The sequence below is a fragment of the Klebsiella sp. R445 genome, from assembly GCF_051131755.1.
In the GTDB taxonomy this organism is placed as follows: domain Bacteria; phylum Pseudomonadota; class Gammaproteobacteria; order Enterobacterales; family Enterobacteriaceae; genus Klebsiella; species Klebsiella lignicola.
On the sequence record NZ_CP180446.1, the window covers coordinates 1,317,506 to 1,336,029 of the forward strand.

At 52.7% G+C, this 18,524-nt stretch carries 17 protein-coding genes, 1 tRNA gene and 1 pseudogene; 10 read left to right on the forward strand and 9 right to left on the reverse strand.

Annotated elements, in window-relative coordinates:
* Positions 1–32: 32 nt before the first annotated feature.
* The 3 genes from codB to codA are packed head-to-tail and all read left to right on the forward strand — an operon-like array spanning position 33 to position 3,768.
* On the forward strand, positions 33–1,295 hold the full coding sequence (gene codB, locus ACMYSN_RS06235) for a cytosine permease (RefSeq protein WP_434585678.1): 1,263 nt from the start codon (positions 33–35) through the stop codon (positions 1,293–1,295).
* Positions 1,296–1,297: 2 nt separating this feature from the next.
* Positions 1,298–2,533 (forward strand): PucR family transcriptional regulator, encoded by a 1,236-nt coding sequence (locus ACMYSN_RS06240; protein ID WP_462497419.1) that lies wholly within the window; start codon positions 1,298–1,300, stop codon positions 2,531–2,533.
* Positions 2,530–3,768: an amidohydrolase family protein gene (codA, locus tag ACMYSN_RS06245; RefSeq protein ID WP_462497420.1), complete on the forward strand. Its 1,239-nt coding sequence runs from the start codon at positions 2,530–2,532 to the stop codon at positions 3,766–3,768. The genes ACMYSN_RS06240 and codA overlap by 4 nt, the downstream gene beginning before the upstream one ends.
* A gap of 170 nt (positions 3,769–3,938) precedes the next feature.
* Here codA and ACMYSN_RS06250 read toward each other — a convergent pair.
* Both ACMYSN_RS06250 and ACMYSN_RS06255 read right to left on the reverse strand, forming a co-directional pair.
* A pseudogene (locus tag ACMYSN_RS06250) lies at positions 3,939–4,073 on the reverse strand (deoxygluconate dehydrogenase); the annotation flags it as partial.
* Positions 4,074–4,421: 348 nt separating this feature from the next.
* Complete coding sequence (locus tag ACMYSN_RS06255; protein ID WP_462497421.1) at positions 4,422–5,330, reverse strand: LysR family transcriptional regulator; 909 nt, start codon at positions 5,328–5,330, stop codon at positions 4,422–4,424.
* Between the two features lie 138 nt (positions 5,331–5,468).
* Between ACMYSN_RS06255 and ACMYSN_RS06260 the strand changes: the two genes are divergently transcribed.
* From ACMYSN_RS06260 to ACMYSN_RS06270, 3 genes are read left to right on the forward strand one after another with little or no spacing between them, the layout of a single operon-like run.
* Complete coding sequence (locus ACMYSN_RS06260; protein WP_462497422.1) at positions 5,469–6,044, forward strand: NAD(P)H-dependent oxidoreductase; 576 nt, start codon at positions 5,469–5,471, stop codon at positions 6,042–6,044.
* A gap of 13 nt (positions 6,045–6,057) precedes the next feature.
* Positions 6,058–6,354, forward strand: a complete 297-nt coding sequence (locus tag ACMYSN_RS06265) for a YciI family protein (protein WP_462497423.1) — start codon at positions 6,058–6,060, stop codon at positions 6,352–6,354.
* Between the two features lie 37 nt (positions 6,355–6,391).
* Positions 6,392–7,420 (forward strand): aldo/keto reductase, encoded by a 1,029-nt coding sequence (locus ACMYSN_RS06270; RefSeq protein WP_462497424.1) that lies wholly within the window; start codon positions 6,392–6,394, stop codon positions 7,418–7,420.
* Between the two features lie 149 nt (positions 7,421–7,569).
* Here the strand turns inward: ACMYSN_RS06270 and ACMYSN_RS06275 are convergent.
* A tRNA-Ser gene (locus ACMYSN_RS06275) sits at positions 7,570–7,657 on the reverse strand.
* A gap of 144 nt (positions 7,658–7,801) precedes the next feature.
* Complete coding sequence (locus ACMYSN_RS06280; protein ID WP_462497425.1) at positions 7,802–9,430, reverse strand: ABC transporter substrate-binding protein; 1,629 nt, start codon at positions 9,428–9,430, stop codon at positions 7,802–7,804.
* A 268-nt stretch (positions 9,431–9,698) separates the two neighbouring features.
* Here ACMYSN_RS06280 and yccA point away from each other — a divergent pair, with 268 nt between their 5' ends.
* Positions 9,699–10,358 (forward strand): FtsH protease modulator YccA, encoded by a 660-nt coding sequence (yccA, locus tag ACMYSN_RS06285; RefSeq protein WP_123753653.1) that lies wholly within the window; start codon positions 9,699–9,701, stop codon positions 10,356–10,358.
* A gap of 88 nt (positions 10,359–10,446) precedes the next feature.
* The gene (gene tusE / locus ACMYSN_RS06290; protein WP_187042943.1) at positions 10,447–10,776 is read left to right on the forward strand and encodes a sulfurtransferase TusE; all 330 of its coding nucleotides are present in this window, start codon (positions 10,447–10,449) and stop codon (positions 10,774–10,776) included.
* On the opposite strand, the gene yccX is transcribed toward tusE, so the two are convergent.
* From yccX to ACMYSN_RS06305, 3 genes are read right to left on the reverse strand one after another with little or no spacing between them, the layout of a single operon-like run.
* Positions 10,773–11,054 (reverse strand): acylphosphatase, encoded by a 282-nt coding sequence (gene yccX, locus ACMYSN_RS06295; protein WP_462497426.1) that lies wholly within the window; start codon positions 11,052–11,054, stop codon positions 10,773–10,775. The genes tusE and yccX overlap by 4 nt on opposite strands.
* A 51-nt stretch (positions 11,055–11,105) precedes the next feature.
* Positions 11,106–11,894: a helix-turn-helix transcriptional regulator gene (locus ACMYSN_RS06300; protein ID WP_462497427.1), complete on the reverse strand. Its 789-nt coding sequence runs from the start codon at positions 11,892–11,894 to the stop codon at positions 11,106–11,108.
* A 30-nt stretch (positions 11,895–11,924) separates the two neighbouring features.
* On the reverse strand, positions 11,925–12,479 hold the full coding sequence (locus tag ACMYSN_RS06305) for a YbhB/YbcL family Raf kinase inhibitor-like protein (RefSeq protein WP_462497428.1): 555 nt from the start codon (positions 12,477–12,479) through the stop codon (positions 11,925–11,927).
* A 190-nt stretch (positions 12,480–12,669) separates the two neighbouring features.
* Here ACMYSN_RS06305 and rlmI point away from each other — a divergent pair, with 190 nt between their 5' ends.
* Both rlmI and hspQ read left to right on the forward strand, forming a co-directional pair.
* Positions 12,670–13,872, forward strand: a complete 1,203-nt coding sequence (gene rlmI, locus ACMYSN_RS06310) for a 23S rRNA (cytosine(1962)-C(5))-methyltransferase RlmI (RefSeq protein ID WP_123753648.1) — start codon at positions 12,670–12,672, stop codon at positions 13,870–13,872.
* 59 nt (positions 13,873–13,931) lie between these two features.
* On the forward strand, positions 13,932–14,249 hold the full coding sequence (hspQ, locus tag ACMYSN_RS06315) for a heat shock protein HspQ (protein ID WP_123753647.1): 318 nt from the start codon (positions 13,932–13,934) through the stop codon (positions 14,247–14,249).
* A 44-nt stretch (positions 14,250–14,293) separates the two neighbouring features.
* Here hspQ and ACMYSN_RS06320 read toward each other — a convergent pair whose 3' ends face one another.
* Positions 14,294–15,205 (reverse strand): peptidase, encoded by a 912-nt coding sequence (locus tag ACMYSN_RS06320; protein ID WP_462498211.1) that lies wholly within the window; start codon positions 15,203–15,205, stop codon positions 14,294–14,296.
* Positions 15,206–15,319: 114 nt separating this feature from the next.
* The gene (locus ACMYSN_RS06325) at positions 15,320–18,469 is read right to left on the reverse strand and encodes a glycosyltransferase (RefSeq protein ID WP_462497429.1); all 3,150 of its coding nucleotides are present in this window, start codon (positions 18,467–18,469) and stop codon (positions 15,320–15,322) included.
* Positions 18,470–18,524: the final 55 nt, after the last annotated feature.

Consider the following 18,524-nt stretch of genomic DNA (forward strand, 5'->3'; position numbering starts at 1 on the left):
CGCCATTCGGATAGCCACTCAGAGGTTCCACTATGTCAAACAGCAATGATTTTCCGCTCGTCGAAGCGCCTGCGGCCGGGCGCAAGGGCGTATTTTCGATCTCCATGGTTCTGTTCAGCTTCACCTTTTTTACCGGCACGATGTTCGCAGGCGGCAAGCTTGGCGTCTCTTTTTCCATCGTAAACCTGCTGTGGATTGCGGTTATCGGTAACTTTCTGCTGGCCCTGTACGCCGCATCGCTCGGCTGGATTGCCGCTCGGAGCGGGCTGAATACCGTGCTAATGGGGCGTTTTTGCTTCGGAGAAATCGGCAGCAAGCTCGCTGATTTTATTCTCGGCTTCGCCGAACTGGGCTGGTACGCCTGGGGGACGGCAACGGTCGCTATCTCGCTGGTCAAAATCCTCGCCCTGCCCGAGGTCGCGACCATTCCGCTGATGATCCTGTTCGGGATCCTGTTCTGCGTGACCGCGCTGGTAGGCTATAAGGGGCTGGACGCGCTGTCGCGTATTTCGGTGCCGCTGATGTTTATTCTGCTGGTGGTGTCGATGTACCTTGCCGCCCATCACGCTGGTGGCTGGCAGGCGATGACCCAAATAGAACCGAGCGAAACCATGACCTGGTCGGCCGCCATCACCATGGTGTTCGGCACCTTCGCCAGCGGCGCGACCCAGGCGACGAACTGGACCCGGCTGGCCAATTCCAGCCGCACCGCCATCATCGCCAGCATGAGCAGCTTCCTCGTCGGTAACGGGCTGATGATTGTCGCCGGGGCCTGGTGCGCCATCGTCTATCAGCAGGCCGATATCGTCGAAGTGCTGATTTTGCAGGGGCTTTCCGTCGCTGCGGTGGTGATGTTGTGCCTCAACCTGCTGACGATTCAAGGCCCGACAATCTATAACGTTTCTGCCGCCGCCTGCCACCTGCTGCGCAGCGAGCGCCGCCGTACGCTGACCGTCGCCGCCGCTGGCGTCGGTATTCTGCTGGCCATTGGCGGTATGTACGAAATGCTGATCCCTTTCCTGGTCCTGCTGGGCAGCATTATTCCGCCTATCGGCGGCGTGATCCTCGCCGACTATTGGTTTTATCGCGGTGGCCGCTACCCTCTGCTGCACAGCGCCCGTTTGCCGCGCTTTAACTGGCTGGGGCTTGGCGCCTACGCCGTGGGCGCGGTGGTGGCTTATCTGTCACCGTGGATTGCGCCGCTGGTGGGCATTACCGTTTCTGCGCTGGTCTACATCGCCCTGACTCGCCTGAGCAAGCGTCAGCCCGCCGCTGATTCCGTTGCGGAGCAGTAATCATGAGCCTGACGGTCAGCGAAATCCTCGCCCTTGACGGCCTCTCCGCCATGCGTCTGCGGGCGGGCAAACAGGGGCTACAGCTGGCGGTTCGCTGGTACTACGTGGCGGAAAATGAAAATATCGCCGAGTGGATTATGGGCGGGGAGCTGGTGTTTATCACCGGGATCAACCATCCCCGCGATGAGGACAACCTGATCCATTTGCTGATGGAGGGTAAACAGCGCGGGATCGCCGGGATGGTGATCCTCACCGGTGATGCCTATATTCAGGCGATCCCGCCGCGCCTGATTACCCTCGCCGATGAACTCGGTATACCGCTGATCGAACAGCCCTATCTGCTGAAGATGGTGATCGTGACGGAACGCATCGGCACCGCGTTGGTACGAAGCGAAAATGCCCTGCAATCACAGCGCGATATTCTGATGCAGTTGCTCACTGGCGATTATCCCGACTTGCAGATCCTGCATCAGCGCGCGCTCCATCAGCAGCTGGATTTTACCCGTCCGCTGCGGGTCGCGGCGCTGCGCCTGGAGGGAATACAGCGGCTGTTTCGTCAGTCGCCGCCTGAGCAGGCCGAAGCCTGGCTACAGCAGGCCCGCCGCACCGTGCGCCAACGATTGCAGCAGCAGCTCAATCAGCAGGGAAACCCTTTCCCGCTGGTGGAGCGCAGCAATATGTTTCTGTTCCTGTTGCCAGATGAGGAAGGTGAGTTTTATCAGCAGAAAAAATGGTTAGAACAGTGGCTGCTCACGCTGGCGCAAGGCAACGACGGGTTGTCGCTGCTGTGCGGCCTTTCCGCGCCGGTGCAGCAGCTCCAGGGATACCAGCGCGCACTCTCGCAGGCGCGTCAGGCGCTGGATCTCAGCGATAACCTGCGCCCGGCCCAGCGCATCAGCGACTATCAGCAACTGGGCTTTATCAAACTGCTTTCCGCCGTCAGCGATCCTACGCTGCTGAGCGATTTTATGCATGACACCCTCGGCTGCCTGATCGAACCCGACCGCAAAAGCCCGTGGCTGCTACTGGAGACGCTGGAAACGTTGCTTCAGGAGAACGGCAACGTGGTCAGGGCCGCCGAGCGCCTGGGGATTCACCGCAACACGTTGCATCAGCGCATCCAACGCATTGAAAAACTGACCCGCTATCCGGTCAGTCATCCGCAATTTCATCTCAACGCCTCTGTCGCCTTAGCGATCTGGCGTATGTCGCAAAACCATTTACGGGAACAACCATGAAAATTATCAACGCGCGCCTGCGCCATAAAGCAGCGCTGTATACCCTTGATTTACAAGATGGTGTGATTAAGAGCATCGTGGCGCAAACCGCAGCCCAGGCGGCTGACGCCAGCGATATCGACGCCCAGCAAAAGCTGGTTATCCCGCCGTTCGTCGAGCCGCATATCCATCTCGATGCCACCCTGACGGCGGGAGAACCGGAGTGGAATATGAGCGGTACGCTGTTTGAGGGCATTACCCGCTGGAGCCAGCGTAAAGCGAGCGTCACGGTGGAAGATACGCGCCAGCGCGCGCTCAAGACGATCGGCATGCTGCGCGATAATGGCGTACAGCATGTGCGCACTCATATTGATGTCACCGATCCGTCGCTGACGGCCCTTGAAGCGATGCTGCAGGTGAAAAAAGAGGCGGCCCATCTTATCGACCTGCAAATCGTGGCTTTCCCGCAGGAGGGCATCGAATCCTTCCCCGGCGGGCGCGAGCTGATGACCCGCGCTATAGAGATGGGCGCCGACGTGGTGGGCGGCATTCCGCATTACGAAAACACCCGCGATAAGGGAGTCAGCTCGCTGGTCTTTCTGATGGACCTGGCCCAGCGCCACGGCTGCCTGGTGGATGTCCACTGCGATGAAATCGACGACCCGCAGTCGCGCTTCCTGGAAGTACTGGCAGAAGAGGCCAGGGTTCGCGGCATGGGCGCGCAGGTTACCGCCAGCCATACCTGCGCCATGGGCTCCTACGATAATGCATACTGCTCGAAGCTGTTCCGCCTGTTAAAGGCGTCGGGCATCAACTTTATCTCCTGCCCAACCGAAAGCATTCACCTGCAGGGGCGCTTCGATACCTGGCCAAAACGTCGCGGCGTGACGCGGGTGGCGGAGCTGGATCGCGCCGGGATCAACGTCTGCTTTGCGCAGGACTCCATTCAGGATCCGTGGTACCCGCTGGGCAACGGCAACATTATGCGCATCCTGGATGCCGGGCTGCATATCTGCCATATGCTGGGGTATGAAGATTTGCAACGCTGTCTCGACCTTATTACCGATAACAGCGCCCGGGCGCTGTGCCTCGGCGATAACTACGGTATTGCCGAGGGGCGTCCGGCGAACCTGCTGATCCTCGATGCAGAAAATGATTATGATGCGCTATGCCGCCAGGCTAAAGTGCTGACCTCCATTCGTCACGGCAACATCATTATGCAGCGCCAGCCGGAGCAGGTTTGCTATTCAAACTGATGAAAGTTTAGCGGATCCGCTGATGCTCTTTTCAACAAGCCGCCCATGGCGGCTTTTTACACCTGCAGCAAGATTAAACTCCCTCAGTAGAATTTCAGGCCCTGTTATTGCAAATCTTCGCGCGTTGGCCCCTGGAAGTAGATGGTACTAATATGGCAGCGACGAGGTTACGTCAGCACAAAACGAATCGTTTCCCAGACAGAACGGCCATTCATTAGACCCTCACCCATTCTGCATTGCTCATCGACAAGCGCATCCAGTCCGGTCAGCTCAAAATCCGGTGGATACAAGCCGGTTACCCGGATGTTTTCTTTGGATAATTGTTTCGACAGCGTCGTTGTAAAGCCGCTAAGCCCGTTTTTGCTGGCAAAAAAAACAGACCTCGACCCCTTCTCGCGCCAATCACACGCACAGCGCCTGACCAATTCCCCCGCCCCCACCAGTGATAACAGCTCTTTTACCCTTCAGCATGGTTTGCTCCCTTTTTCGCGATCTGTATCTGCGAGGGATATATAGCATGGGGCGGTGGGGTAACATCTTCCCGTTAGTGCCTGTCTGTACGACTTGTATCGTGTTCCTGGGGATGAGCAATGTCTGCTTCTGGCTGTTAGCTCAATGGGTCGATGCAACGTTATCTCGAAACGAGAGACCGCTCATTCTTTCGATCTTTCTGTATAAGCGATGAGAAATTCAATGAGGGCCTTCACTCTTTTCATTTTGCCTGCGCTTTTCGGGTAATAGAGATAAACCGGCGGATACGTTTTCCAGTAACGCTCCATAACGGGAAGAAACGTCTCTCTGTCTGGCTGTAATTGGTGAATGGGTTCAAATAAGCGGCCAATCCCCAGCCCGTTCCGGATACCGTCGGCCATGACGTCAATATCGTTGCTGATAAGCTGGCCGGGCATTTCAACGGTCAGTTGCTCTCCGTTGTCATTCAGGATCAAAGGGAGGATGCGGTTATTGGTGATGAAGCGATAGCCGATAAGCCGGTGCTGGCGGAGATCGGCCGGCACCACAGGCATGCCATATTCGGCAAGATAGGCTGCCGAAGCATACAGTCCTTCACGAAACGGTTTCATTAAAGGACGCGCCACCACCCCGCCTTCCAGAATATCGCCAAAGCGAATCCCCAGATCAAAACGGTCGTCGATGATGTTCACGGTGCCATCGTAGACCGAAACCTCAAGCTGAATACCTGGGTATTCACGGCAGAATGCAGCCATCGCGGGCTTTAAAATCAACAGATAGGCGAAACGCGAGAGCGTAATCCGCACCAGTCCCGAAGGTTCCTGATTCTGGTCGCGGATACTTTCCAGCGACTTTTCCAGCGAATCCACCGCCGCTGCGGTTTGCTCCAGCAACTGTTGCCCGGTTTCTGTCAGCTCAATGCGCCGGGTAGTGCGCAGGAAAAGAGGATGCCCGATGTGCTGTTCTAAAAGCTTGAGGGCATTGCTGACCGATGGCGGAGTAATTTCAAGTTTCCTGGCCGCCGCCGAGATACTGCCTTCACGCGCAATACTTTGAAAGATACGTATCTGATTATAAATGGCGTTATTCATAGGATCATCCTTAAGCAATGCCTTAATCAATTGTTAGCCACAGGCTAAAAGTGATTAAGGCATTACTGCTCTAAAAAATACAATGTCGTCGCCCTATACTGGATCCAAGATTAACAACGGCTAATTAACACATTGAAAATGAAAAATATCCTGATCGTTTCCGGGCATCCAGACCTGAACCACTCCGTGGCGAATGCCACCATTCTGGACGAGGTGGCGACTGCCCTGCCTGACGCTGAAATACGCCGGCTGGACTGGTTATATCCTGACGGCAGAATCAACATCAGCGCGGAGCAGGAAAGCCTGCTGAAAGCAGATGTGATTGTCTGGCAGTTCCCTTTTTCCTGGTATGGGCTCCCTGGGCTCATGAAATGCTGGCTGGACGAGGTTTTTGTTCATGGTTTTGCGCATGGCTCAACGGCAAAACTGGGTGGTAAAAAACTGATCCTGTCATTCACGACAGGCGCGCCACAAGCACTGTATTCAGCAGATGGCTTCTTTGAACATAACGTCGAGGATTATCTCGTGCCATTTGAAACGACAGCCAGACTTTGCAATCTGCAATGGCAGAAACCAGTTTATACCTGCGGTATCAGCTATGCCGACAGGGATACAGCTAAAATCGCCCAACAGAAAGCCCTTGCTCAAGACCACGCCTCTCGCCTGGTCGCAATGCTGAGAACCTTATCTGTTGACACGAATGTGGCCGGTTAAGGAGAACAAGACAATGTTTATCATCACCATTACGGTCAGCGATGCACTCTCGCCAGAACAGCATCATTCGTTGTTCCCCGGGCATGTGCAGTGGTTCCAACATCATTTCTCGACCGGTGAATTTGTGATCGTCGGGCCTTATATCGACCGCGAAAGATCGGGGGTCATTATAGCCAACACGGAGAGTCGCGGTGCCCTGATGGCGATCCTGGAAGAGGATCCCTATTACCCCGACCTGGCGACGTATGACATCCGGGAGTTTGTGCCCGCAATGGTTGCGGAAAACCTGCATCAGCTTCAGCAATCATAAGCACATTCCTGAACCGGATAAGACGGAGTAAAAGACAATGCAATATACCCGGCTTGGTAAAAGTGACTTAACGGTATCCCGTATTTGTATGGGGTGCATGGGGTTTGGCGACCCGTCGACGGGCCAGCATCGCTGGACGTTGGGCGAAGCAGAAAGCCGCGACATTATTCGCTATGGTCTTGAGCGAGGCATCAATTTCTACGATACCGCCATTGCCTATCAAAACGGCTCCAGCGAGCGGTACGTGGGCAAGGCGCTGCGTGACATGGCAAAACGTGAAGACGTGGTGGTCGCCACTAAGTTTCTGCCCCGTACGTCCGAACAGATTGCTAACGGCGTCAGCGGTAAACAGGCCATTGCACAGTCGCTTAATCAGAGCCTGCGCAATCTCGGCATGGACTATATCGATCTCTATATCTATCACATCTGGGATTACAACACGCCGGTTATTGAAGTGCTCGAAGCGCTGCATGAGGCCATTAGCGCCGGTAAGATCCGCGCCATTGGTATATCCAACTGCTATGCGTGGCAGTTGGCTAAAGCAAATGCCCTTGCCGCACACCATGGACTGACCCCGTTTGTTTCCGTACAGAGCCACTACAACCTGATTATGCGTGAAGATGAACGGGAGCTTTTCGGCTTATGCGCTGAGGACGGTATTGCGATGACGCCTTACAGTGCGCTGGCCAGTGGTCGTCTTGCCCGTCAGACTGAGACTCAAACCGTACGAGCCGCTGAGGATGATTATGCCAAAGGGAAGTACGACGCAACGGCGGATCTGGATCGCAAGATCATTGACCGTGTCGCTGAACTTGCCGAACGATATCAGGTTTCGATGACCGCTGTTTCTCTCGCATGGCTGCTGACAAAAGTGACTGCGCCGGTCGTCGGTGCGACCCGAAAACAGCACATTGACGGCGCGACAGACGCGGTCGTTCTGCAGCTGAGTCCTGAGGATATCCAGTATCTGGAAGCGTGCTACCAACCGCATGCGTTGACCGGGATCATGGCGCAAAACACTCTGCAAACCAAAGACGCAAAACAGGTGTGGACGCGCAGTACGTGAGGATTGTGAGCACTGCCCAGGGCCAAAATGGCAAATAAAATAGCCTAATGGGATAGGTTCTTAGGCGACTCCGGTAGATGGCAATGGCATGCAGGAAACGGCAGAAATGAAAAAACCCCAGGATATTGACTATCCTGGGGTTTTATATTTGGCGGAAGCGTAGAGATTCGAACTCTAGAACCCTTTCGGGTCGCCGGTTTTCAAGACCGGTGCCTTCAACCGCTCGGCCACGCTTCCGGTATGGGGCGCACTATAAACACCTCTGCGTAGGCTGTAAAGCCCGATTTTGTTCAACTGCCGTAAAAACAAACAAAAATATGTTATTCGTCTGAAATATAGGCATATTGCATAAAAAAACGACGTCAATCGGGCCAGCTACGGTCAATGTTTTTTGATGTACATATCTTTCGTGAAGTAGTACCCCAGCTTATCCGGTGTAAATCCGCCCACCCACGGCTTCACCAGGTGCGTTCTGACATAGTGGTAGACCGGGATTGCGGGCACATCTTTCCCCAGCAAATCCTCTGCCTGCTGATAGTACTTGCCTCGGGCGACAACATCCGGCGCTTTGGCGGCGTTCTTCAACGCTTCATCATAGGCAGGATTGCTGTACTGGCTGGTATTTTCACTGTCGCCAGTACGGAAGTTATTCAGGAAGGTAGCCGCATCATCGTAATCGGCAATCCACGCGTAGCGCACCGCATCAAAAGTATGCGTGTGCATGGTGTCGAGCATCGTCTTCCACTCCTGGTTTTGCAGCTTCGCTTCCACGCCGAGGTTTTTCTTCCACATCGAACTGGCGGCAATCGCCACCCGCTGGTGCGATTCAGACGTGTTATACAGCAGATTAAACACCAGCGGATGCGATTCACTGTACCCGGCCTCACTCAGCAGCTTTTTAGCCTCGGCAATCCGTTTATCCCGCGGCCAGCTGGCGTAATCCGGGTTTTGCAGTTTTACGCCTCCAATATCAGGCTGGCTGATCACCCAGGCCGGGCGCTGTCCCTGCCCCAGCACTTTTTCCGCGATGATGTCTTTATCCAGCGACATATTCAGCGCCAGACGCACACGCGGATCGTTGAACGGCGCTTTGGTCGTATTGAACTCGTAGTAATAGGTCGCCAGCTGCGGCGAAACGTCCAACTGATCGCCCATGGTTTTTTTAAGCTGGGCAAACTGGTTGATCGGCACCGTATAGACAATGTCGATTTCACCGGCTTTATAACGGTTAACGTCAGCCGCTTCCGAATGAATCGGCAGATAGGTCACTTTGTTGATTACGGTATGCGCGTTATCCCAATAGCGCGGGTTACGCTCAGCGACGATGCGCTCGTTGACCACCCACGCGGACAGCTTATAGGGACCGCTGGTCACCATATGCTGCGGTTTGGTCCACTGCTCGCCAAAACGGTTCACCAGCACTTTATCAATTGGAACCAGCGAAGGGTGCGCCAGCATCGCCAGAAACGCGGCGTTAGGCTGCGTCAACGTCACTTCAAAGGTGGCATCATCAATCGCTTTCACGCCCAGCGTTTCCGGCGCTTTTTTCCCCTCGGCAATCTCCTGCGCATTCACGATGTGCATATTGCCGGGATAGCTGGCGTACGGCGACGCGGTCAGCGGCGACACCAGACGTTGCCAGCTCCAGACAATATCCTGCGCGGTGATGGCGGTGCCGTCAGACCAGGTGATGCCAGGGCGCAAATGGAAGGTCCAGACGGTGTTATCTTTATTATCCCACTTCTCCGCCAGACGAGGCTGGATCTCACCTTGCGGCGAGACGCTGACCAGCCCCTCAAACAGATCGCTGATGATATTAAACTCAACATCGCTTTCGACTTTATGCGGATCCAGCGATGCCGGCTCGCTGCCGTTATTTCTGACCAGCTCCTGCTTTTCTGCCAGCACCGTACCCGGTGGCACCTGGGCGGCGAAAGCCGTTGCCGTCGAGCAGAGTAAACCGATAGCCAGTAATGCTTGTGTGATGTGATTGTATTTTTGTGATTTCATATCCCTTGCCTTTATTACGCTTCGTTTGTACCCTCTCCACACTTAGCCACAGAATGGCAATAACGCAATATTTTTCAGTAACCTATCAGATTCCGATCTAGTTCCTGATACCAAACGCACAAACGCACCGCTTTAGCATCATTTGTTAGAATAAAATGCTATGACATTGCGCTGTGAGATAAAGTAAAGATGGGTAAAAGCACTATGGCTTCTGGCGTGGTTTTTTTATGCTTCGTTATTAATTACATCTGTCATAAGAGAGTGACTCATGGATCGTATAATTACGTCGTCGCGTGACCGTTCATCGCTGCTCAGCACGCACAAAGTTCTGCGGAACACCTATTTCCTCCTCAGTCTGACACTGGCATTTTCCGCTATCACAGCGACGGCCAGTACGGTACTGATGTTGCCCTCTCCGGGGCTGATTCTGACGCTGGTCGGGATGTATGGTCTGATGTTCCTGACCTATAAACTGGCCAACAAACCGACCGGGATTCTGGCGGCGTTCGCCTTTACCGGCTTCCTGGGATATATCCTTGGCCCGATGCTGAATGCCTATCTGTCCGCGGGCATGGGCGATCTGATCGGCCTGGCGCTGGGTGGTACCGCACTGGTGTTCTTCTGCTGCTCGGCCTACGTGCTGACCACGCGGAAAGACATGTCTTTCCTCGGCGGTATGCTGATGGCAGGCGTGGTGGTGGTGCTTATCGGGATGGTGGCAAACATCTTCCTGCAGTTGCCGGCTCTGCACCTGGCGATCAGCGCGGTGTTTATCCTGATTTCTTCAGGTGCAATCCTGTTTGAAACCAGCAACATCATCCGCGGCGGCGAGACCAACTATATCCGCGCTACCGTGAGCCTTTACGTGTCGCTGTACAACATCTTCATCAGCCTGCTGAGCATCCTTGGCTTCGCAAGCAGAGACTAACCTCTCCTGCCGTAGTTCACAGGCCCTGCTTATGCGGGGCCTTATTTTTTGGTAAACTACCGCCAGTCTGAACGGTATGTGAAGAATTATGTTTATCTTTGAAGGCAATGAAATAGAGACTGATAGCGAAGGCTATCTGAAAGATACCACGCAGTGGAATGAGGCAATGGCGGTGGTTATCGCCGAACAAGAGGGCATTACCCTCTCCGTCGAACACTGGGAAGTGGTGCGCTTCGTGCGTGATTTTTATCTGGAATTCAACACCTCGCCCGCTATCCGCATGTTGGTGAAGGCGATGGCCAATAAGTTTGGCGAAGAGAAAGGCAACAGCCGCTATCTCTACCGTCTGTTCCCGAAAGGCCCGGCCAAACAGGCGACTAAAGTTGCCGGCCTGCCTAAACCGGTGAAATGCATCTAATACAGAATGGCAAACTTTTGCCATTCTCTGGTGGGTTGATGAGGTTCCGTATTCACCCTGTCAACCCGCGCACTACGCGGCCCGCCCGCCCGTAGCCACGTAATTAACGCAGCCACCTGTTCCTCTTCGCCGCAGGCCAGTACTTCCACGCTGCCATCGTCAAGATTACGCGCGTAACCCGTTAGCCCTAAGCGTAGTGCTTCCCGCTGCGTCGAGTAGCGAAACCCCACGCCCTGAACGGAACCATAGACCCACGCCATGGTGCAGATTGTCGCCATGATTGCTCTCCTTTTGTGGCTACCCTTGATGCTGAGAATAGCAAACTTTTGCTAACGCACATGCTTCGGCAACAGGCCGTAATGCTGACGAAAGCGTGCGGTAAAACGAGAACCAGACTGATAGCCACTGTTGCGAGCGATCTCGCCGATGGGCAGCGAGGTCGATTGCAGCTGGCCTAATGCGAAAGCCATACGCACCTCCTCAACAATCAGGCGAAAGCTTTGCGACTCCAGCTGTAAACGGCGGCGTAGCGTCGATTCACCGAGAAACAGCATCTTCGCCACCCGAGGCACGCTCCACTCGTCCGCCGGTGACAGCATAATAATTTGCCGCACCTGGCCCGTCAGATCCTGCTGCCGCTCATGCAGTAACGGCCCGGCGTACCCCGCCTGCTGCAACGCCAGCAGCAGCCCCATCGCCTGGTGATGTTGCAGCTCCGTCGATAATCCCTCGCGAACCGCCTGCAGGACGTTCTGCCACATAAACAATAATTCCGGCGTGACCGGCGCGCACAGGGACGTCAGTCGACCGGGTGGCAGCTCGCTCATATATCGCGCTTTAAAATCGGCCAACAGCTCAGGCGTCAAAGAGAGCAAATCGGAACAAAATAAGCCATTCTCCGGCTGATTAATCACTGCGAGTTCGATGTCAGCGGGCAGGATGATCAGCTGCTGCGGCGTCGCCAGCATCTGGCTGGCGCCCTGCACGATGATCTTGCTCCCACGATTCACCCGACACAGCGCCGGCGAGAATAGCCTGACGCGGTGCAGTTTATAGAGCCGACGGGAGGTAATTTCCGCCGCCGACAATGCATTATGCTGAAAGTGAATATTGCGCATCTGGACTCTCTGTATCTCGCTTTCTGTCGTTTAGCGCCCCGACATTGCCGTCAGCTGCGCGCTGGCAATAACATGGCTGCGTACCATAAACCCGACTAATGCGCCGCTGGCCTGTGCATCAATGGGTAACGCTGGCGTGTCCAGAGCCCACACCGTAAAACGGTAACGGTGAGGTTTATCACCAGCCGGCGGGCAAGCGCCGCCAAACCCGGCGTAACCAAAGTCATTTCGTCCCTGTACCGCACCAGCAGGCAGTTTAGCGTTATTTTTATCTCCGGCGCCAGCAGACAGGTGGGAAACCGCCGCGGGGATATTCACCACCGTCCAGTGCCACCAGCCGCTGCCGCTTGGCGCATCCGGGTCGTAGGCGGTTATTGCGAAACTGCGGGTGCCTGAGGGCGCATTTTCCCAGGCCAACTGGGGCGAAATATTGCCACCTGAACAGCCAAAGCCCTGAAACAACTGTGTTGCCGCCAGGCTATCGCCCTCCCGCATATCGCTGCTGGTGACGCGAAATGGTGCTGCCGCTGCGCTGGTACTGATAACCGCTATCAACATTGCTGCGAACCGGGATCCTGTTTTCATCGTATTGTCCTCCATTGGGTGAGGAAACACTGTAAGATCGACCGCGGTTTTTTATTGTGCCGAAGCGTCTGCATTTTGTGCCGAAATGCTCAGTTGTCGCCACCGCTGGAAAGATGCTTGCGCCAGCCACTTGTGCTAACCTACGCGCCATTTTTCGGTGCCGACATTCCCGTTGCTTAAAGGTAGCCCCATGACAGATTCCATTTTCCCCCGCTTAGTGTTATCCAAAGGACGCGAGAAATCCCTGCTGCGTCGCCATCCCTGGGTGTTCTCCGGCGCCATTGCCCGTATGGAAGGTAAAGCCCGTTCCGGCGAAACCATCGACATCGTCGACTCGCAGGGAAAATGGCTGGCCCGTGGCGCCTGGTCGCCGTCATCGCAAATTCGCGCGCGCGTCTGGAGTTTCGATCGCCAGGAAACGATTGATACCGCCTTTTTCGAACGTCGCCTGCAGCAAGCGCAAACCTGGCGTGAATGGCTGGCCGCCCGCGACGGCCTCGACAGCTACCGCCTGATCGCCGGCGAGTCTGACGGACTGCCGGGCGTCACGATTGACCGTTTCGGTAACTTTTTTGTCCTGCAGCTGTTAAGTGCCGGTGCCGAATATCAGCGCGCCGCCATCGTTAGCGCACTGCAAACCCTGTTCCCGGACTGCTCAATTTACGATCGTAGCGATGTCGCGGTGCGTAAAAAAGAAGGTCTGGAACTGGCGCAGGGTCTGGTCACCGGTGACCTGCCACCGGCGTTACTGCCGATCACCGAGCACGGCATGCAGCTGCTGGTCGATATTCAGGGCGGCCACAAAACCGGCTACTACCTCGATCAGCGCGACAGCCGACTGGCAACCCGTCGCTACGTCGCCGATAAACGCGTGCTGAACTGCTTCTCTTATACCGGTGGTTTCGCCGTCTCCGCGCTGATGGGCGGCTGCCGTCAGGTGATTAGCGTTGACACCTCCCAGGAGGCGCTGGACGTTGCGAAGCAAAACGTTGAGCTCAATAAACTGGACCTTGCCAAAGCCGAATTTGTCCGCGACGACGTATTTAAACTGCTGCGTAAATATCGCGATCAGGGTGAGAAGTTTGACGTGATTGTCATGGACCCGCCAAAGTTCGTCGAGAACAAAAACCAGCTGATGGGCGCCTGCCGTGGCTATAAAGATATCAACATGTTGGCGATTCAACTGTTGAACCCCGGCGGCATTCTGCTGACCTTTTCCTGTTCCGGTTTGATGGCGACCGATTTATTTCAGAAAATCATCGCCGATGCCGCAATTGACGCCGGACGTGATGTACAATTTATAGAACAGTTCCGTCAGGCTGCCGATCACCCGGTGATTGCAACCTACCCGGAAGGGCTGTATCTGAAAGGGTTTGCCTGTCGCGTCATGTAACTTGAAAAGTGAAACCTTGCCCGCATATAGCAGGTAATGACGTTTCCCAGGAGGTGCTTATGATTGCCAGCAAATTCGGTATCGGGCAACAGGTCCGCCATACGCTATTGGGCTATCTTGGCGTGGTGGTTGATATCGATCCACAATACTCGCTCTCCGAGCCTGAAGAGGACGAAATTGCCGCCAATGACGAACTGCGCGCATCTCCCTGGTATCATGTGGTGATGGAAGATGAGGACGGACAGCCGATCCACACTTATCTTGCGGAAGCGCAGCTGAGCAGCGAAACCAGCGATGAGCATCCGGAGCAGCCGTCCATGGACGAACTGGCTAGAACGATTCGCCAGCAGCTGCAGGCGCCGCGGCTACGTAACTAAGACATCGCTAACATGAAAAAACCCCGCAAGTGCGGGGTTTTTATTTACTTCGTTTCACTATCTGTCCCCTGCAGCGCCTGGCAAATGACAGAATTAAATTGTGGGGCCCGCTGCGTTTTTTCCGGCCACCGGGTATTAGCCAGATTCACCTTTTGCGAAGCCTTAACGCTAGTCAGGGACAACTGATGAAAAAATGGCCGTAGCATTGCTCCGCCGGGCAGCATGTTGATTTTGAATACAGGGCTGCCGTCCTGATAATGATACTTCTGCTGCATCTCTCCTATCCTCTTCGGATTAAAAGCAGACTGAGCATAGCTTGCCCAATAGTTTGCGGCGCCATAACCACGAGAGTATTGACTTTCGCACGTAGGCAGGACAGTCATTTTTTTTGTTCTTTTCTCACCAGGCTTAAACGTATCCTCCATCCAGCGGGCCATTCCTTCGAGATACCATTGCTGTTTAAATACTGCATAGCCATACTGATATAAATGAAAAAGCTCATGCGCAGGAGTAATATTTTGCGCAGGTTTTAAGGCTGCGTTAAGCACTATTTTTAAACCACAAGGAATCTGTTTGCCATCGCTCATGGTTTCGGTTGCTACACGATCGAAAGCCAGCCCATTACCCTTCGGCAACGTAAGTAGATAAACATTTATCTGTCGGGCCCGGGAAAATATTTTTTGTTGTAAAGGGAATTGAAGACCTAACACTGAAGAGTAGAGATATTTTGCGGCCTGTAACTGAACAGCGATATCTTTGATAGTGTCGGGAACCCCGTCGCCATTACTGTCCTGTAGATAAATTAGTGCATCCTTACTATCCAGGCTATAAAAAATATGAAAGTCATCTGCAACAAACTCTTTTTCCAGTCTACGCTCCAACAACAATGATCCCTTCACACAGCCTGATACTTGTAGCACTTCACTGGCATAAACAGGAGTGGATAGTAACAACATTAATATATAGATTCCTGGTGAAGTCCCCCCTTTATGCCATTTCGCAAGACTCATCAGTATTTGCTCCGAACGGTATCTCACCTCTGCTGTAATCCAGCAGAGGTGAGATACTAACTATTCAATGTTAACCGCTAAATTTAACTTCTTTAGCTGGTCCAGTCCTGTTACTTTTCCAGACGCCGGGACAATCAATTGTTCGCAATTCTGTAGCCAGATATCCCACTGTTTTGCAATAGTTGCACCGTAGAAGCGCTGTGCATTATGAATCGCGGCGCAGTGCATCTTTTGTTGTAAAGTCTTATCTGAGATGACTTTTATTAAGGCTTCCGACAGTGCAACTTCGTCGCCGGATGGCACCAGAATGCCAGCTTGCATATCCTGTAAAATATCGCGTGGCCCATATTTTATGGCAAAGCTGATTAATGGAGTGCCGTAAGCCATCGCTTCTACTGCAGAAATTGACTGCCCCTCCTGGGTAGAGCACAGCACCGTGCAGCAGGCAGCCTTATGGGCAGCCGCCACATCTGAAGTAAAATCATTGATTTTTATCGAATTTTCAAGACCCCATTCTTTAACCTGGGCGGTTAAACTTCGTCTTAGAGGGCCCACTCCGTAGGTATGTAACTGAGCAGAAGGTATTGCAGCAATGACATTGCGAAAAGCACGTAGCAACAATGCATGCTGCTTCTCTTCAGAGTAACGAGCCAGATAGAGAACTGTCTCCGAAGGTACCTTCTGCAGGTTGGCTGGTATTTTACTTTCATCCATATGATTTGGAATCACTGCCATCCGTAATTCAGGGAAGCCCTCTTCACGCAAATCCTGCCACTGCTCCTGCGTTAAAATAATCAGTTTGTCGACGAGTTCGGGTTGCTCAAGGATATGTCGATACGAACTCTTCGTCATTCCGTTAAGTAGTTTGTGATGGGAATGAACAATTGCGCTCACGGAACAGTTCATTCTTTCCGCAGGTCGGGAGCTCACAAAATTTTTCCATGCTTTATTTTTATCTACAATAAAATGCCATGAGCCACAATCTTTTAGCATCGTTTCCAGCATCCAGGAGAAAAATGCTTCCTCCTGGGTGAAGTGTTTTATCTCTCCACTACCGAGCGCTAGTTCTATATGACTTAATTGTAGATTTGCTTTCTTCTCATCATAAAACTTACGTAAAACAATATTTCCATCGCTATCAATGTAGTCCTCAACAATTCTCCCTCCTGGACGAACCAGATAATTGTGTTTACCAATTGGGACATTCAGATCGGGTTCTATTGTCTGTCTCAGCGCAATATCACCACTGAGCGGAACCATAGAGGTGATTATTTTCGCGTGCAGGCAGTCTTTCAACCAGTAGTAGATGTTATAAACAGGTACATCTTTCGGTAAAGCTCCACGTAATCGCAATTTTTCTACGGTACTTGCCAGTTCCCGATTCCATGATGATGTGATAATCCATGGTATGATGCGTAAACTTTCGCTAAACAGTTTTGCCCGCTGTACCGCAGCAACTTCAATCCCATTTCCGACATCGCGTAAGTTTTCCAATAAAAAAACTGGAGTACCGTTGTGCGCAGACTCTTTCACTGCCTTTTCAGGCGATATTTTTTTTGCAGCAAGGTGGTACTTCTGATAAGCAATGTAACCCGAGAGATAGTGCTCGACATCATCGATACGCACACGGTAACTATGGTGACGAATGAAAAAACTATTGACTATCCGACCTGGATTTTTAAAGAACATCGCCAGTTCAGGCCAGAAAAAGCCGTTTAATAGATAACGGGCTCGGTACTCCAGCGCCTGATAGAACTTTTCTATGTCAAAATCATTTAGCAAATGTCGATGCTCAGGCGACCCGTCCAATCGGGCAACCATCTCAGACGCCGCCATCATTAATTCCAGTAAAGTAGGATAGGTCGTCACACGAAGGAGAACAAAATCCAGGTGATCGCGAACGTTGTTCAAGCCAAACTGAAAGTATTTTTCTTCCGGCCGGAAACGGGTTAATTCATTAACACAGTAGCTCAACCAATGATCATGATGCTGCCAGTGTTTATTTTTGATGAAATAAGTAAAGGCTTTCTCCACCATCTCAAGCCATTGAGGTTCTTTTGTCAGACTGTACAGGCGCATTAATGCAAAAGCCGCTTCACCATCATAGTAGATGATGCGGAATTTCGTTTTAATAGCGAGATCTTTACTATGCAGGACATGGACAAAAGTGCCATTGATAGGATCCTGCATATAAGCGATCCCCACAGCCAGTTGCCTCATCAATTCCAGATACTGCCGATCTCCCGTTACTTCAGTGTATTTCACCAACGCGAGAATACTTACGGCGTTACCACCAAGTTTAATTTCATCATCAACATCACATAAAAACGCCGCCTGTTGCCCGTCAGGCAAAGTGCGGATTTCTATTAGACGCGTTACCAGCAGATTAATCGCCCGGTCTATCGATTGGCGAACCGTGGACTGTCGAGTGACTTCCCAACCTTCAATAAGTGCGTAGGTAGAACTCGCGTGACGCAGCGCATTATATGAACGCACAGGTCGATCGAAACAAGGAAACCAGCCATAGTGATACAAGCCATCTTTCTTAACCTGACGCGCTAAATAGTCAGTTCCTTTCTTAATAACGTCTGCCAGACATTCATCCTGCCAGTTTTCACTAATCGCACGATAGCCAGAATTACGCCCGGCATGCTCAACAATCCGAGCCCCGGAGCGGTCACAAAATACCGCTCGGGTTTTAAAGCGCCAAAGAGGCTGCTGTGGTTCGGTGGGCCAGGAGAGGGAGTGATTAAAACGACGCTGACCGTAGTTTTCCAGATTAACGTCATTGGGTGCAACGACACCGTTATCACCATCATAAAGTAATGCATTCGCCGCAATTTCTTGTTCAAGCATTGAGCATGTGAACTGTGGATCAAAAGAGAGGCCGAAGCGAAAATAATTTCGTTTAGTGATGATGAATTTTTCATTTATCGTCTGCCAGGATAGTTTTTCAACGCTATCAACCAGATCGATACGTAGCCATTGCGGCTCATTATCCTGCTTTTTACGCCATTCCTGCAGGGCTCGCGCGCCAGCCAGCCATGCCAGGTCGAAACTCTTTCCCGTGGCCACATGAATATGCGCGCGCGCTTTACTGTCACTGACGCTAAAAAAGATAACCCACGCAGGATAATCAGAAGGCAGTCCGGCAGACTTTAAATTTCTGGCCTCGAAACAGGCTTGTTGTAACAAATCACTTAATGCCATCTCAAATCTCCATTTGCCTTAAAATGCGTTGAAAATTTTAAAAAACATTAATACC

What these genes read in the sequence shown, in the direction of transcription:
- yccX (WP_462497426.1), bottom strand. Translation starts at nt 11,054, where the DNA reads ATGGCGACAATCTGCACCATGGCGTGGGTCTATGGTTCCGTTCAGGGC.
- codB (WP_434585678.1), top strand. Translation starts at nt 33, where the DNA reads ATGTCAAACAGCAATGATTTTCCGCTCGTCGAAGCGCCTGCGGCCGGG.
- rlmI (WP_123753648.1), top strand. Translation starts at nt 12,670, where the DNA reads ATGACAGATTCCATTTTCCCCCGCTTAGTGTTATCCAAAGGACGCGAG.
- hspQ (WP_123753647.1), top strand. Translation starts at nt 13,932, where the DNA reads ATGATTGCCAGCAAATTCGGTATCGGGCAACAGGTCCGCCATACGCTA.
- ACMYSN_RS06320 (WP_462498211.1), bottom strand. Translation starts at nt 15,205, where the DNA reads ATGTTGTTACTATCCACTCCTGTTTATGCCAGTGAAGTGCTACAAGTA.
- ACMYSN_RS06280 (WP_462497425.1), bottom strand. Translation starts at nt 9,430, where the DNA reads ATGAAATCACAAAAATACAATCACATCACACAAGCATTACTGGCTATC.
- ACMYSN_RS06255 (WP_462497421.1), bottom strand. Translation starts at nt 5,330, where the DNA reads ATGAATAACGCCATTTATAATCAGATACGTATCTTTCAAAGTATTGCG.
- ACMYSN_RS06240 (WP_462497419.1), top strand. Translation starts at nt 1,298, where the DNA reads ATGAGCCTGACGGTCAGCGAAATCCTCGCCCTTGACGGCCTCTCCGCC.
- ACMYSN_RS06325 (WP_462497429.1), bottom strand. Translation starts at nt 18,469, where the DNA reads ATGGCATTAAGTGATTTGTTACAACAAGCCTGTTTCGAGGCCAGAAAT.
- ACMYSN_RS06270 (WP_462497424.1), top strand. Translation starts at nt 6,392, where the DNA reads ATGCAATATACCCGGCTTGGTAAAAGTGACTTAACGGTATCCCGTATT.
- ACMYSN_RS06260 (WP_462497422.1), top strand. Translation starts at nt 5,469, where the DNA reads ATGAAAAATATCCTGATCGTTTCCGGGCATCCAGACCTGAACCACTCC.
- yccA (WP_123753653.1), top strand. Translation starts at nt 9,699, where the DNA reads ATGGATCGTATAATTACGTCGTCGCGTGACCGTTCATCGCTGCTCAGC.
- codA (WP_462497420.1), top strand. Translation starts at nt 2,530, where the DNA reads ATGAAAATTATCAACGCGCGCCTGCGCCATAAAGCAGCGCTGTATACC.
- ACMYSN_RS06300 (WP_462497427.1), bottom strand. Translation starts at nt 11,894, where the DNA reads ATGCGCAATATTCACTTTCAGCATAATGCATTGTCGGCGGCGGAAATT.
- ACMYSN_RS06305 (WP_462497428.1), bottom strand. Translation starts at nt 12,479, where the DNA reads ATGAAAACAGGATCCCGGTTCGCAGCAATGTTGATAGCGGTTATCAGT.
- ACMYSN_RS06265 (WP_462497423.1), top strand. Translation starts at nt 6,058, where the DNA reads ATGTTTATCATCACCATTACGGTCAGCGATGCACTCTCGCCAGAACAG.
- tusE (WP_187042943.1), top strand. Translation starts at nt 10,447, where the DNA reads ATGTTTATCTTTGAAGGCAATGAAATAGAGACTGATAGCGAAGGCTAT.